We start from the raw sequence: 11,742 nt of genomic DNA on the forward strand, positions 1-11,742 counted from the left end.
TGCTTTTTTGGTATAGCAGAAAAGGTGGGATATAAATACAAAAGAAAATCCACCGTGGAGATCGAAAACGATCTGAGCGACTTGAGCCATGCTTTTAAGAATAAAACAGATTACAAAAACGCAAAATGGATGAAGTTATCAGAAATTCCTGTTTACGAAAGGTTAGATCCGCAATTTTATATAAAGCAGACAAATTTTTCTTCGGATTATGTTATATTAAAAGATTTATTAATAGAACCTATCAAAAATGGGTTTCCATATGCCAGTGGGTATTTTGGGAAAGGCGACACTCATATGGTTAAAATAAAACACATCAATAATTCGCTCTTAAATCTCGATGAGTTGGATCGACTGCCAAAAGAATACTACGATACTTGCAACAACGTCTCCTTGATGGAAGAGGATATTGTGCTGGGAATGGACGGAAAAAAGGAATTTAGAGCAAGTTTTATAGATAGTAAGGTGTTAGATGTCGCAATCAATCAGCGAATTGCTGTAATAAGAATTGATAAGAATAAAATCTCACCAGCATATGTTTTTTTTGTCTTAATTTCGCCTATTGGACAAAAACAGCTCATGAAAGACAAGACGCAGACAGCAACGGTGGCACACATAAGTAATGATATAATTAATAATATTAAGATACCAATCATAGATGAAAAGTTGATTGAGAAAATTGATGAAGATTTTAAAGAGTATATAAAATCACTAAGAGAAACCCAAGACGTTTTTAAAAATATCACTGGTGGAGTCATGGATTAAGAGGTTCAATTTGTAGGATCGGCATGAAATCCACCGAAACGTGAGTTACTTATTTTTATTTATTTCAAAGTTCAATCAATTTGCATATCAAAGAATATAACCAATTAACTGACTATATCTGTCACTAAATTTGCAGGCACACGACTAAATTTGCAGAACCGACTTTACATGCAAAGCCGATTGATTACAAAGCTTTTTATAGGCGGCCCTCGTCTAAAAAGGCGGAATGTCCGAGACCAGCATATATGTTGTAAAGACCACTGCTAACCAAGAACGATCAGTGGCCAACATGATCGCCCAGATAGCGCGCAAGGAAAAGTATGATATAAGGGCACTGCTGGTTCCAGATGTGCTGAAAGGCTACGTACTTGTGGAATCACCAGCTCCAGAGATTGTGGATCAGGCGATCCAGGGAATACCGCATGCGCGTTCTGTGATCAAAGGGGCCTCAAATATAGGAGAGGTTGAGCACTTTCTCACCCCCAAGCCTGCAGTTATCGGCATCAATGAAGGTGCAATCGTTGAGCTCATATCCGGGCCGTTCAAGGGAGAGAAGGCAAGGGTCAAGCGCGTGGACCTTGCTAAAGAAGAGATAACTGTAGAGCTCTTCGAGGCCATGGTTCCCATCCCCATAACAGTGCGGGGAGATCACGTTCGCGTTCTCAGCAAAGATGAAACTTAGAGGTGATTTATTTGGCTAATGTTGTAGAAGCATTGGTCCCAGGCGGAAAGGCTAGCGCGGGACCACCTTTGGGGCCGGCTCTTGGACCTCTGGGCGTGAATGTCGCCCAGGTGGTTGCCAAGATCAATGAAGAGACAAGCGATCTCAATGGAATGCAGGTTCCAGTTAAGGTCATTGTGAAGTCCAGAACAGAGTTCGAGATCGAGGTTGGAACGCCGCCCACATCGGCATTGATCATCAAGGAGGTCGGTGGGGAAAAGGGCACTGGAGATAAGACAACAATCGGTGACCTTACAATGGAGCAGGTCCTGAAGATCGCGAACATCAAGAGAAAGGGCCTTCTATCCAAATCGCTCAAAAATGCCGCTCGCGAGGTAATAGGTACTGCAGGATCGGTGGGCGCCACCGTGGATGGAATGTCCAGCAAGGATGCCCAGCTGGCAGTGGCCAGCGGCAAATACGATGAGATATTAGAAGCGAAGGCTTAAATATAGTGCTATGATCTGAGTTTTGATTCTCTTTTTTGAGAAGCCGTAGGAGACCATAAGAGTCGCAGACTACGGAGGGTTGAAATGGATATCGAAGAAGCCGTAAAGCAGGCTATCACTGAGGCCCCTGCCAGGAAGTTTGCCGAGAGCGTGGATCTGGCGATAAACCTCCATAATATCGACCTATCCCTGCCCGGGAATAGAGTCGATGCCGAGGTTATCCTTCCCCACGGACTGGGCAAGCCTACCAAGATCGCTGTATTCGCTGCCGGTGAGACTGCCCTGCGCGCCAAGAGCGCGGGAGCAGACCGGGTAATCTCCGGGGATGAGATCAAGGAGTTCGCCGGAGATAAGAGAGCAGCGCGCAAGCTGGCGGACGAGTACAAGTTCTTCATCGCAGAGACTCAGTTCATGCCTGTCATAGGAAAGAGCCTGGGTTCAATCCTGGGCAAGAGGGGCAAGATGCCCACGCCACTGCCGCCAACGCAGGATGTCACCCCGCAGGTGCAGAGGCTTAAGAACATGACAAGGATCAGGTCCAGGGACAGGCCAACCTTTCACCTGACGATTGGGAACAGAAATATGAATACCAAAGAGCTGGCTGATAACATTGAAGCAGTGGTCGTCAAGCTCGAACAGACTCTAAAGGATGGTCGGCATAACCTGAAATCAGTTTACGTCAAGACCACCATGGGCCCTTCCATAAGGGTGATCTAAATGGCTGGACAGATCCGTCACACTACCCATATACCGGAATGGAAGGTCAAAGAGGTAGATGAGCTGGTTGATAAGATCAGCAAAAGCAGAGTGGTGGGAGTTGTAGGTCTTCGTGAGATCCCGGCGGACAATCTGCAGAAGATGAGAGGGGATCTGAGAGGCAATGTGGAGATAAGAATGGTGAGGAACACCATTGCCCGCCGTGCCCTGGAGGCTTCCCCCGTCCAGATAAAACCACTGGCCGACTTCATTGAGGATCAGACAGCATTGATCTTCAGCGATCTGAACCCCTTCAAGCTCAATAGCATGCTGGAGAAGGGCAAGCAGCCCATGCCCATCAAAGCTGGCACCCGTGCCCCCAAGGATATTGTGATCGAGGCAGGTGAAACTTCTTTCTCGCCAGGTCCCATGGTCGGCAAACTGCAGGCTGCAGGCATCCCCGCGGCAATTAAGGGCGGAAAGGTGGTCATCAATCAGAAGATCACCCTGGCCAAAGAGGGCGAAGTTGTCCCTGCCAAGACCGCAGAGATCCTTAAGACCATGGAGATCTTCCCCAGAAATGTAGGTCTGGAGCTGAGAGGCGCCTATGAGGGCGGCCTGATATTCAGCTCCAAGGATCTAGCCATAGATGTGGAAGGCCAGGTCGCCAGGATAAGCGAGGCTTCTGCTAAGGCATTCAGCTTTGCAGTGGAGATCGGATACCCCACGCCAGCTACCATTGGACCCATGCTTCAGAAGGCCCAGACCAAGGCCAGAGCCCTGGTGCTGGATGCGGGAATGATCATCCCCAGCATGATGGAGTTCATTTTGGCCAAGGCGGCCGCTAATGCAAGTGCCATCGCCGGCCTTGCCAGTGGAGAGATGGCTCAGGCTGCACCTGCAGCCACAGCAGCGCCCGCTGCAGAGGAAAAGCAAGAAGAGAAGAAGGAAGAAGAAGGAGACACCGCTGCAGGACTTGGTGCTCTATTCGGTTAATTTGGTCTTAATTAATAGAGGTTGATATAAATGGAATACGTATATGCTGCATTACTGCTTCATAGCGCAGGCAAAGATGTTACTGAGGAAGGAATAAAGAATGTCGTCGCAGCCTCTGGTGTTGCTGCGGATGATGTCAGAATCAAGGCCTTGGTGGCCGCTTTAGAAGGCGTGGACATCTCCAAGGTCCTCTCTCAGGCCGCTGCAGTCCCCGTAGCCGCTGCCGCAGCGCCCGTCGCTGCTGCTGCCGCTGCACCCGCAGCCAAAGAGGAAAAAGAAGAGAGCAAAGAGGCTGCAGAGGAGAGCGGAGTAGAGGGCCTGGGCGCCCTTTTCGGCTGAAGCTCTCCACAGCCTTTTCTTTTTTATCTCGGCGTTTTATCGTTTCTCCAAGTAATTCTCAAACCTAAAGCTCATAAAAAAGGGATTTGATTTTTAGATGCCTTCTGAGGGCACGATTTTGCTAAATATCCTCCAGCTTTTCCACGCCCAGCTTCTTTACATTCGGCTTCCATATATTGGCCGGCATCCATTTGGGGGCGTTTGATGGTTTAGGAACCTGTATCCTCTCGCCCTGAAATATGTGAACCTTCTTAGTGCCTCTCTCCCTGAGACGGATGTCGGTGAATCCCCGGTTTGCCGCCTTCAAAGCTGCTTGCCTTGGCTGCTTGCCCGAAAAGACGCCGATCTCGTTGCCCTCTTTATCCCTCAATGCAAAATTTCTTTTCTCGATCATATTATGCCTCCATTCCCCATATGCAGTGGGCTTTATGCCGCGCAGCATGTCTATATATCAATTGATCTTATATTAATCTTTTGTTTGATTTCTGTGAATCGAATGCTTTATCATTCCAGCAATAGACCATATTCACTATGGCATGGGTCATGTGGTTCACTGGGCTCCCCGGCTGCGGGAAGACCACCATTGCGATGGAAGTGAAAAAGAGGCTTCAGGAAAGGGGGATAGAGGTTAAGATCCTCCAGCTGGACGAGATCCGAAGGGTCATCACCCCAGAGCCGAAATATACAGAGGAGGAAAGGGACATCGTCTACGCCAGCCTGGCCTATATGGGAAAGATCCTGGCGGAAGAGAATAAAAACGTCATCATCGATGCTACCGCCAACAGACGCCGCTACAGAGATCTGGCCAGGCAATTGATCCCCAACTTCGCCGAGGTCTTCATCCGCGCTCCTTTAGAGGTATGCATGGATAGAGAAGAGAGGAGAAATGCGGTATTCTCTCCCAAAGATATCTACAAGAAGGCGGGGAGAAAGAATGCGCTCGTTCCGGGGGTCAATGTGGCCTATGAGGATCCGATCTCTCCTGAAATTGAGGTTGACGCGGCTGTATCCAGCCCTCTTGAGAGCTCAAGCTACATCGCAGATCGAATCGCAGAGCTCTATGGATCGGCATGATTCGAGAACGGTCTAGCCCATTCCAGCGATCCTGGATGGCACTCCTGCAATCCGGAAAGGTTAAAATATAGTCACTAAGACTTCATATCAGGAGTGAAGATTCTTGAAGTGTAATGCAGGCTTTGTGGGTTTCGATGGAACAGAGAATAAAAGGACTCTTCTTGCTACCGCAGAGGTCAAGAAAGCGGCTGGAATCGATGGCGATCTGAATGTGCTCCTCAGAAAACCTCATGGCCGGGCCAGGTCTATCATGGCCAAGTTCAACCGCCTTTACGGGGTGAAGGCCTATCTCAGCGATATGGCCCTTAAGGATAAGTGGCAGGCCGCAGGGGTGACGATCGAAGGCGGATACGATGACTTCTTTTCTTCATCCGATTTTATCATGGTTGGAACCCCCGGAGACCAGGAGCTGCCCTACGTCGAGGCGGGCCTGGCCAACGACTGCTTCGTCTCCCTCATGGGAGGAGCAGACCGGCCTGAGCTATTGAAGGGATTGGAGGAGAACAAGAAGGTCAAGATCACAGAGGAGCTGAAAGCTGACTTCTCCCAGGAGTTCTTCTTTGGTCTGGAAAACTATCAGATGTTCCTAAATGCCAAACCGAAGCTGGTGCAGTGCACAAGCTGCAACACCACGGGCCTCTCCCGGCTGGCTCTGGCCGCCCGGCCCCTGGGCCTTACCGCCGTCCTGGGGAACATCGACCGCAGGCATGGAGATCCGCATACTGTGGTCAAGGCCTCGCCCAGCGCCATTCAGTTCGGCAAGGGAGCTGGCCACCAGGGAACAGATGCTGGAACCATCTTCGAGGAGGTCAACTTCTCCATCCGGGCGAGCAAGGTGCCAACCACCGTCCCCCACACCAACTTCCTGAATCTGGTCTTCAAGGGAGATGTGACTGCAAGTCAGCTGGTAGAGCAGTACGCCAAGACAAGAGAGGTGGTGGTGATGCCCTATCAGGACGAGGGCAAGAAGCACGATTGGACCAGCGAGATCTTAGAGGCTTTCCTATCCGGCATAGAAAGGCCCATCAGCCCGGAGATATTCGAACTCATAGTCTCCGATGCCATAATCCCCTTTAGGCTTGGCGACTACACCATCCTTCAGACAGTCTCCATGGTGGAGCAGATGTCCATCGCCGTGCCAAACCACGTTGAGTCCTATCTGCTTTCTGCAGGCTATCCCGCAGACGACGTGCACTCTCTGGTGGATAAGACCCTGGGCATCATGCATGGCATCTGGCCGGATAAACTGAGCTGCTGAATGCTCGCCCCCAAAGCAGGACAGTCATAGGTTGGGCTTGGGTTAGAATGCCAGAGGAGATTCGGGCCCAGTTTGAGGACGATAGGATCCGCCTGGGCCCTGAGGCCCTGCCTGAACTATTCGAGCAGGGCTACTTCGGCCGGCCCAAGGGGAAGGGCTTGGAGCTCTCATTGGTGGAGGCGGCCTATCTCCTGGATCGATCAAGAATAAAGATAATGCGCAATGAGAAGGAGCTGGACTTCAGATCCTTTTTTCAAGCTGCCTCCTCAATGGAGAAGGGGTTTGAGTTTCGCTATGTGGTCTACAAGGATCTGAGGGAGCGGGGCTACTACGTCCAGCCCGGCAGACCGGATTTTCGGGTCTACCCCAGGGGAGGCCACCCGGGAAAGGGGCCGGCGGAATTTTATGTTCTGGTCATATCGGAGCGCAATCCCTTGCCTTTAAAGGATATCATGGAGCCCGTCCGCCTGGCTGGACAGATGAGAAAGAAGCTCATGCTGGCCATTGTGGACGAAGAGAGCGACATCACCTTTTATGAGGCACGCGAGCGGTCGATGGCCGGGATGATGGCCGGGCTGGAGAACGGAGGCATGGCCACCCTGCTGGAGGACCGGGTGGTTCTATGGGACACGGAGGCCTCTCGTCTTCTGCATGAGAGTGGATTTTTTGGTAAGCCCGTGGGCGAACGGCTGCAGCTCTCTTTGGTCGAGTCGGCATACCTGCTGGAAAAAGGCAAACTTCAGCTGACTGACCGCCAGGGAAGACCGGTCGACCTGCCTGCTCTCACCGCCAGGGCAGAGCAGATCGATGAGGACTTCGAACTCAAGCTGGGCGCCTACCGGGACCTGAGGGAGAAAAGCCTGGTGGTCAAGACGGGATTCAAGTTCGGCACCCACTTTCGGGTCTACAAGCAGGTACACGGGACTCTAAAAGTCCCTCACTCTGAGTATCTGGTGCATGCCATCCCTCTGGATCATGTCTTCATGCCTCCGGTTCTCTCCCGCGCCGTCCGCCTGGCCCATTCGGTGAGAAAGCTGATGGTGTTCGCTTATCCGGATGACGGGATCGGATATCTGGAGATCAAAAGGCTGAAGCCTTGACTAATGTTAAAATACTAGCTGCAACCAGCAGATATCATGCCTAAGATCGAGGTAGAGCTGGATTCTGATCTGAACGACCGGCTATCGAATTTTGTTATAAAAAGCAGAGGAGCCCTTTATGTGCAGCGCTCCGAGGTGGTAGTAGAGGCCATAAAGGACTATTTGGATCGCAATGAGAGAAAGGTCCGGAGGTCCCACGGCTGATCTCATCTGGGAAAAGGATGGGATTTATTGAGGGCTTGATCCAGGATCAAAATACCCTGCAGTACGGTCAGATCCGGTGAGACTCTATGGGCTCATGGGTCTACAGGTCTTCCGGTCTAATTTTTTCCGCTCCGCCCTTCTCTTTTTCCAATTTCACCAGGCTGCCATAGGCCAGCCCGGCATCGGTGAGGGTTATTTGCCCATCATGCACCTCCAGCAATCCTGCCAGCTCCAGCCGGTGCAGCTGGTAGTCGAGCATTCGATCGCCCACCTCTTTCGCGATCGCGTCCACTGTCAGATGGCCCTCATTCATGAGGATGAGCATCCTCCGGCGGATGGGATTCTCCATAGCGTGATGCACCATGGCCATCTCCTCCGGAGACTCGGGCTTGGCTTTGCGTCCCATAAGCATGAGAAACTGCATGGCAGGCTATGGGTATCTCTCTTTCGCCTGGAATTAGATCAGAGGATCTCGGCAGCAATCTGAAAACAGAAAGCCACAGGGCATCTTTTTCCGTCGTGGTCTATGCAGGAATGGGGCTGAGCTTTTTTGGCGGAGTCCTCCATCAGGTTTAAGTTGCAGTCTGCATTAGAATGATTTATGCGCAGGCCGGATCTTTTGATCGGTTTGATCTTGGTGTTTGTCTTCTTCAATTCCATCATATTCAGCACTGCAACATCCATCCAGTCCGCCGAAGATGACCCCCTTCTAAATCAGCTTATACTGAGCGTGTATGTCGACGAAGGTGGAAGGTGCTTGATCACTGGATATGTTGAGGATCCTGAATCCTTGCCCTTTTTGAACTCCTCAGAGTATTCTATTGATGATGAGAGCAGGCAGCTGTATGCTATCACCAATGCCCTAACCTCCAAATCCGCTGATAACTGGAGCCTTAGATTTGAGTCTCCAGGCATCCATGAAGAGTACAGGATTATCTTCTATCTGCCAGAGAACGCAAAGCTCAGCGGAGTTGACTCTTCTTATGGTCTTGATTATCTGGTCTATGCCGCCAACCGATCAGTTGTCGCTGAGGTTTATGGACATGATATTTTGGATCCTGCGGTTGAAATTGGATATGCTCTTCAGATCGACGAGGCAACCGCGGCGTTGGCAGATACAGTCACCTCTGCTGGATCAAATGCTGGAATATCGAATTTAAAAATGGAAATTTTGCAATATGTTGCGATATTAATTACTATTTTGCTGCTTATTGGCGCTGTTTTTCTGATCCGCTCCTCCAGGCGCAGGTCAAAACCTTTGGGGCCTGGAAAATGCCCTGCCGCTCATGAGCATATGATAAAAACCCAATCATCCGGCCATAGAAACGCTGAGCATGAGGATCAAGTTCAATCTGCTCAAAAGAATGATGGCAGCGAGGAATTCAGAGCAGGTATGGCGGATACCAGCGAAATATCCGCGGTGATGGCTACTTTGACGGACAAAGAGCAATCCGTCTTAAAGCTTCTGCTGCAGCGCGGAGGGAGGATGGTCCAGAGGGATATCAGCTATGAGACGGATATCTCTAAATCATCTCTATCAGGCATTTTAACCTCAATGGAGAAGCGCAAATTGATAACCAAAAGAGAAAAAGGCAGAACGAACATAATAGAATTGTCAGAGAGATTTAAGAACAATAAAGAACAATTTTAAGCATTTTTGGGAAATAAAATCTCAATCCTGGTTCGGCCTGGATTTTTTCTATCGTTCAGTGCAAGGAGTGGTTTGAGGATGGCAATAGTGGCCATCCCATCTGGAGATAAGTAAAATATGAAATACATAGCTGTATTGTCGGTTTTAGCGGTGGCATGCCTGCTGGCATCTCCTGCCCTGGCAGCACAAAACGGAAAAGCATCGCAGAATGGACTGGCAGGCCAGGATGGGCCTGGGGCTCAGTATGGCAATTGCGGCGAGGACTGCAGGAATTCCAACTGCCCATACGGAAGCCAGGATGGTCTGGGCAATCAGAATCAGTATGGTCAGGAAGATGATAACGGTCCAGCCGCTCAGAATGGCAAAGGTGCTCAAAGTGGCCCGGCCGCTCAAAATGCAAATCAGGGCAAAGACTGCAACAACCCCAACTGCCCATATGGTAACCAGGAGGGACTGGGCAACCAATATGGAAACCAGGATAACGAAAGGTCGAATGGCGACTGTGACGGCGATCGCGATCGTAACCGCGACGGCAGTTGCCAAAACTAACTTTGGCCACATGAATATCTGAATGCAATGGGATGTCAAAGGGGCGAAGATCCCTTACATCCTACAATAACATATATTACCTGGCAGGACGTGCGGTGATTGAGATGAGATGCATAATGCGCCAGGCTTTGGCTTTTTTCGCTCTGGCATTATTGTTGCTGGTGATATGCGGTCCATGCTCAGCAGCTCAGAATTTGGATGCAGGAGCGCGGCAAATGGGCGAGACTGCTGGCCCTCAAATCGAAGGCAATTCTCCATCCCAGACCGCCAGCGCCTCTGGGTCTCAAGAAGATAATCCTTCAGTATCCCAGATGGGCGAGAGATCAAGGTCCCACATGGGCGAAACGAACAGCCTCTCATTGAATTCCTCCGGCGGCAAAGGTGCACAAAGCACATCCAACGGCGTTGGCAGAGGAAATGTCGATGTCCAGAATTGGCGGGGAACGGCGAGCAATGATGCCGAATCATATCCCGTCAGGCTGAACGTGGAGACCATATCGACTTTAGACCCGGATGTTGCCAGGAGTCTTCTCTCATCAAACCTCAGCCTTGAGGATATAAGATCCCGGCTGGGATCTGGTAGTAGGAATACTATTTTAAGGGGGAGCTTTGGGATCAGCAACGATAGCTATCATCTGGTGAATGTCACCATAGAATCATCGGACAACAAATCCACTCTGAGTGCGAGCCTGGCAGGTCAGGGCGCCACTTCCGGTTCGATAGATCAAGCCGAGATCGCAGGGCATATATCTGCGGCCATTTCGGCAGATGATTCAGAAATTGCCCGTGGCCGTGTGGTCATCGACGACGATTCCGGGCACAGCGGCACATACAACATTGAGCTGGAGAGGCAGGGCGGCCGGGGCTACATGTGGGGCATGCAGGGGTGAATTTGAATCGAAAAAACTCTATGTCTTTTGTGCCTCGGTGGTGAACCGCAGTGCTCTGACCCAACCACAGAGGCACAGAGGCCATATTGTCTGCCGGACCTCACCCACTTAATTCAGCGAAGAGCCGCAAAACTGTCCACGCAGCAAGGCTCCAGAGAGCTCCCGGTGGAGCTCTTGACCAATCAGATCAAGACCGCTTTTTACTTATCCATGCAAACCAATGGAGGTCAGAATTTCGCTCAATGATTTCAGGTGAGATATGTCAGCTTCTCCGGCCTGAAGACCGGAGCTTGCCTCCTGGTTATATCGAGGCTTCGGGGCATACTGACTGATACCCACTGCATCGTAATGCAGTAAATTAAGAGTGCCTTGGAAACAGTTTCTCCAAGGAGGAGATACAGCTATGAGAATAAATAATTTGCGAATTAGTGGAGGTGAAGTGCGCAATTCCTCTCCGGCCTGAAGACCGGAGTTCCCTCGCGCCATATATATGGATGACGACTTCAAAGAGGCTGCGGAGTTTCACGGCCACACTTGCCCTGGGCTTGCCATTGGCTATCGCATTGCAAAATATGTAAAAGAGCACTACCCTCGCTCCCAGGACGAGGAGCTGGTCTGCATCGCCGAGAACAAATCCTGTAGCATAGATGCCATACAATTCATGCTGGGCTGCACCGCCGGCAAGGGAAACCTCCTCTTCAAAGACTACGGCAAGCAGGCCTTCACTTTCTACTCTCGGGATAAGAATAAGGCACTGAGAATCTATTTCCGTGGCGGGATCCTCAAGGGTATGGATGAGCTGCGCCAGAAGATGGTTCAGGGAGAGCTGGGCCCGGAGGATCGGGAGAGGATGGCAGCCTTCCGCTCCCAGGCGACAGAGAAGGTCCTTTCCGCCAGGGACGAGGATATCCTCACTGTGGAGGAGGTTGACATTCCCGCTCCCGAAAAGGCCCGCATCCATCCCTCCCTGAAATGCGAGGAGTGCGGCGAGGAGTTCATGGAGATCCTGGGGAGGACGGCGGGGGGAAAGGTGCTCTGCAAGAGCTGCTTTGA

Annotated in this window: 17 protein-coding genes; 13 read left to right on the forward strand and 4 right to left on the reverse strand. The window is 50.8% G+C overall.

Annotation, left to right across the window (positions count from 1 at the left end; genetic code table 11):
• From BP727_RS08915 to rpl12p, 6 genes are all read left to right on the forward strand, one after another.
• Positions 1-762 (forward strand): restriction endonuclease subunit S (locus tag BP727_RS08915; RefSeq protein ID WP_286858394.1); only part of this gene is annotated, 762 nt, incomplete at its 5' end.
• 226 nt (positions 763-988) lie between these two features.
• Positions 989-1,444: a transcription elongation factor Spt5 gene (locus BP727_RS08920; protein ID WP_013720297.1), complete on the forward strand. Its 456-nt coding sequence runs from the start codon at positions 989-991 to the stop codon at positions 1,442-1,444.
• Between the two features lie 11 nt (positions 1,445-1,455).
• A complete protein-coding gene (locus BP727_RS08925) occupies positions 1,456-1,932 on the forward strand; it encodes a 50S ribosomal protein L11 (protein ID WP_013720296.1) in 477 nt (158 codons plus the stop codon).
• Positions 1,933-2,016: 84 nt separating this feature from the next.
• Positions 2,017-2,649 carry a 50S ribosomal protein L1 gene (locus tag BP727_RS08930; protein WP_013720295.1) on the forward strand — a complete coding sequence of 211 codons (633 nt, stop codon included), beginning with the start codon at positions 2,017-2,019 and terminating at the stop codon, positions 2,647-2,649.
• A complete protein-coding gene (locus BP727_RS08935; protein ID WP_286858396.1) occupies positions 2,650-3,624 on the forward strand; it encodes a 50S ribosomal protein L10 in 975 nt (324 codons plus the stop codon).
• A gap of 30 nt (positions 3,625-3,654) precedes the next feature.
• A complete protein-coding gene (gene rpl12p, locus BP727_RS08940; protein ID WP_286858398.1) occupies positions 3,655-3,963 on the forward strand; it encodes a 50S ribosomal protein P1 in 309 nt (102 codons plus the stop codon).
• Between the two features lie 121 nt (positions 3,964-4,084).
• Here rpl12p and mc1c read toward each other — a convergent pair whose 3' ends face one another.
• A complete protein-coding gene (gene mc1c / locus BP727_RS08945; RefSeq protein WP_048133311.1) occupies positions 4,085-4,357 on the reverse strand; it encodes a chromosomal protein MC1c in 273 nt (90 codons plus the stop codon).
• Between the two features lie 137 nt (positions 4,358-4,494).
• Between mc1c and BP727_RS08950 the strand changes: the two genes are divergently transcribed.
• From BP727_RS08950 to BP727_RS08965, 4 genes are all read left to right on the forward strand, one after another.
• Positions 4,495-5,037 carry an adenylyl-sulfate kinase gene (locus tag BP727_RS08950; protein WP_286858399.1) on the forward strand — a complete coding sequence of 181 codons (543 nt, stop codon included), beginning with the start codon at positions 4,495-4,497 and terminating at the stop codon, positions 5,035-5,037.
• Between the two features lie 103 nt (positions 5,038-5,140).
• Entirely contained in the window at positions 5,141-6,295 is a 1,155-nt protein-coding gene (locus BP727_RS08955) for a glyceraldehyde-3-phosphate dehydrogenase (RefSeq protein WP_286858401.1), read from the forward strand.
• A 47-nt stretch (positions 6,296-6,342) separates the two neighbouring features.
• Positions 6,343-7,395, forward strand: coding sequence for a tRNA-intron lyase (endA, locus tag BP727_RS08960; protein ID WP_013720289.1), 1,053 nt, complete (start codon positions 6,343-6,345; stop codon positions 7,393-7,395).
• Between the two features lie 36 nt (positions 7,396-7,431).
• Entirely contained in the window at positions 7,432-7,599 is a 168-nt protein-coding gene (locus BP727_RS08965) for a hypothetical protein (protein WP_157863817.1), read from the forward strand.
• Positions 7,600-7,699: 100 nt separating this feature from the next.
• Here BP727_RS08965 and BP727_RS08970 read toward each other — a convergent pair whose 3' ends face one another.
• Together BP727_RS08970 and BP727_RS08975 are read right to left on the reverse strand one after the other, a co-directional pair.
• Positions 7,700-8,011 (reverse strand): winged helix-turn-helix domain-containing protein, encoded by a 312-nt coding sequence (locus BP727_RS08970; protein ID WP_286858404.1) that lies wholly within the window; start codon positions 8,009-8,011, stop codon positions 7,700-7,702.
• 50 nt (positions 8,012-8,061) lie between these two features.
• A complete protein-coding gene (locus BP727_RS08975) occupies positions 8,062-8,283 on the reverse strand; it encodes a hypothetical protein (protein ID WP_286858406.1) in 222 nt (73 codons plus the stop codon).
• Between the two features lie 73 nt (positions 8,284-8,356).
• On the opposite strand from BP727_RS08975, the gene BP727_RS08980 reads away from it, so the two are divergent.
• On the forward strand, positions 8,357-9,250 hold the full coding sequence (locus BP727_RS08980) for a helix-turn-helix transcriptional regulator (RefSeq protein ID WP_286858408.1): 894 nt from the start codon (positions 8,357-8,359) through the stop codon (positions 9,248-9,250).
• 144 nt (positions 9,251-9,394) lie between these two features.
• Here the strand turns inward: BP727_RS08980 and BP727_RS08985 are convergent, their stop codons facing one another.
• The gene (locus tag BP727_RS08985) at positions 9,395-9,793 is read right to left on the reverse strand and encodes a hypothetical protein (RefSeq protein WP_286858409.1); all 399 of its coding nucleotides are present in this window, start codon (positions 9,791-9,793) and stop codon (positions 9,395-9,397) included.
• Between the two features lie 110 nt (positions 9,794-9,903).
• Between BP727_RS08985 and BP727_RS08990 the strand changes: the two genes are divergently transcribed.
• Positions 9,904-10,689, forward strand: coding sequence for a hypothetical protein (locus BP727_RS08990; protein WP_286858411.1), 786 nt, complete (start codon positions 9,904-9,906; stop codon positions 10,687-10,689).
• A gap of 490 nt (positions 10,690-11,179) precedes the next feature.
• Positions 11,180-11,742: FmdE family protein (locus BP727_RS08995; RefSeq protein WP_286858413.1), on the forward strand; the 563-nt coding region annotated here is incomplete at its 3' end.

The sequence above is a fragment of the Methanosaeta sp. UBA356 genome, from assembly GCF_002496465.1.
GTDB classification, from domain to species: domain Archaea; phylum Halobacteriota; class Methanosarcinia; order Methanotrichales; family Methanotrichaceae; genus Methanothrix; species Methanothrix soehngenii.

Bases quoted from the DNA above. Each gene is read 5' to 3' on its own strand.
- BP727_RS08965 (WP_157863817.1), top strand. From the start codon at position 7,432: ATGCCTAAGATCGAGGTAGAGCTGGATTCTGATCTGAACGACCGGCTA.
- BP727_RS08930 (WP_013720295.1), top strand. From the start codon at position 2,017: ATGGATATCGAAGAAGCCGTAAAGCAGGCTATCACTGAGGCCCCTGCC.
- BP727_RS08950 (WP_286858399.1), top strand. From the start codon at position 4,495: ATGGCATGGGTCATGTGGTTCACTGGGCTCCCCGGCTGCGGGAAGACC.
- BP727_RS08935 (WP_286858396.1), top strand. From the start codon at position 2,650: ATGGCTGGACAGATCCGTCACACTACCCATATACCGGAATGGAAGGTC.
- endA (WP_013720289.1), top strand. From the start codon at position 6,343: ATGCCAGAGGAGATTCGGGCCCAGTTTGAGGACGATAGGATCCGCCTG.
- rpl12p (WP_286858398.1), top strand. From the start codon at position 3,655: ATGGAATACGTATATGCTGCATTACTGCTTCATAGCGCAGGCAAAGAT.
- BP727_RS08990 (WP_286858411.1), top strand. From the start codon at position 9,904: ATGAGATGCATAATGCGCCAGGCTTTGGCTTTTTTCGCTCTGGCATTA.
- BP727_RS08920 (WP_013720297.1), top strand. From the start codon at position 989: ATGTCCGAGACCAGCATATATGTTGTAAAGACCACTGCTAACCAAGAA.
- BP727_RS08975 (WP_286858406.1), bottom strand. From the start codon at position 8,283: ATGGATGTTGCAGTGCTGAATATGATGGAATTGAAGAAGACAAACACC.
- BP727_RS08970 (WP_286858404.1), bottom strand. From the start codon at position 8,011: ATGCTTATGGGACGCAAAGCCAAGCCCGAGTCTCCGGAGGAGATGGCC.
- mc1c (WP_048133311.1), bottom strand. From the start codon at position 4,357: ATGATCGAGAAAAGAAATTTTGCATTGAGGGATAAAGAGGGCAACGAG.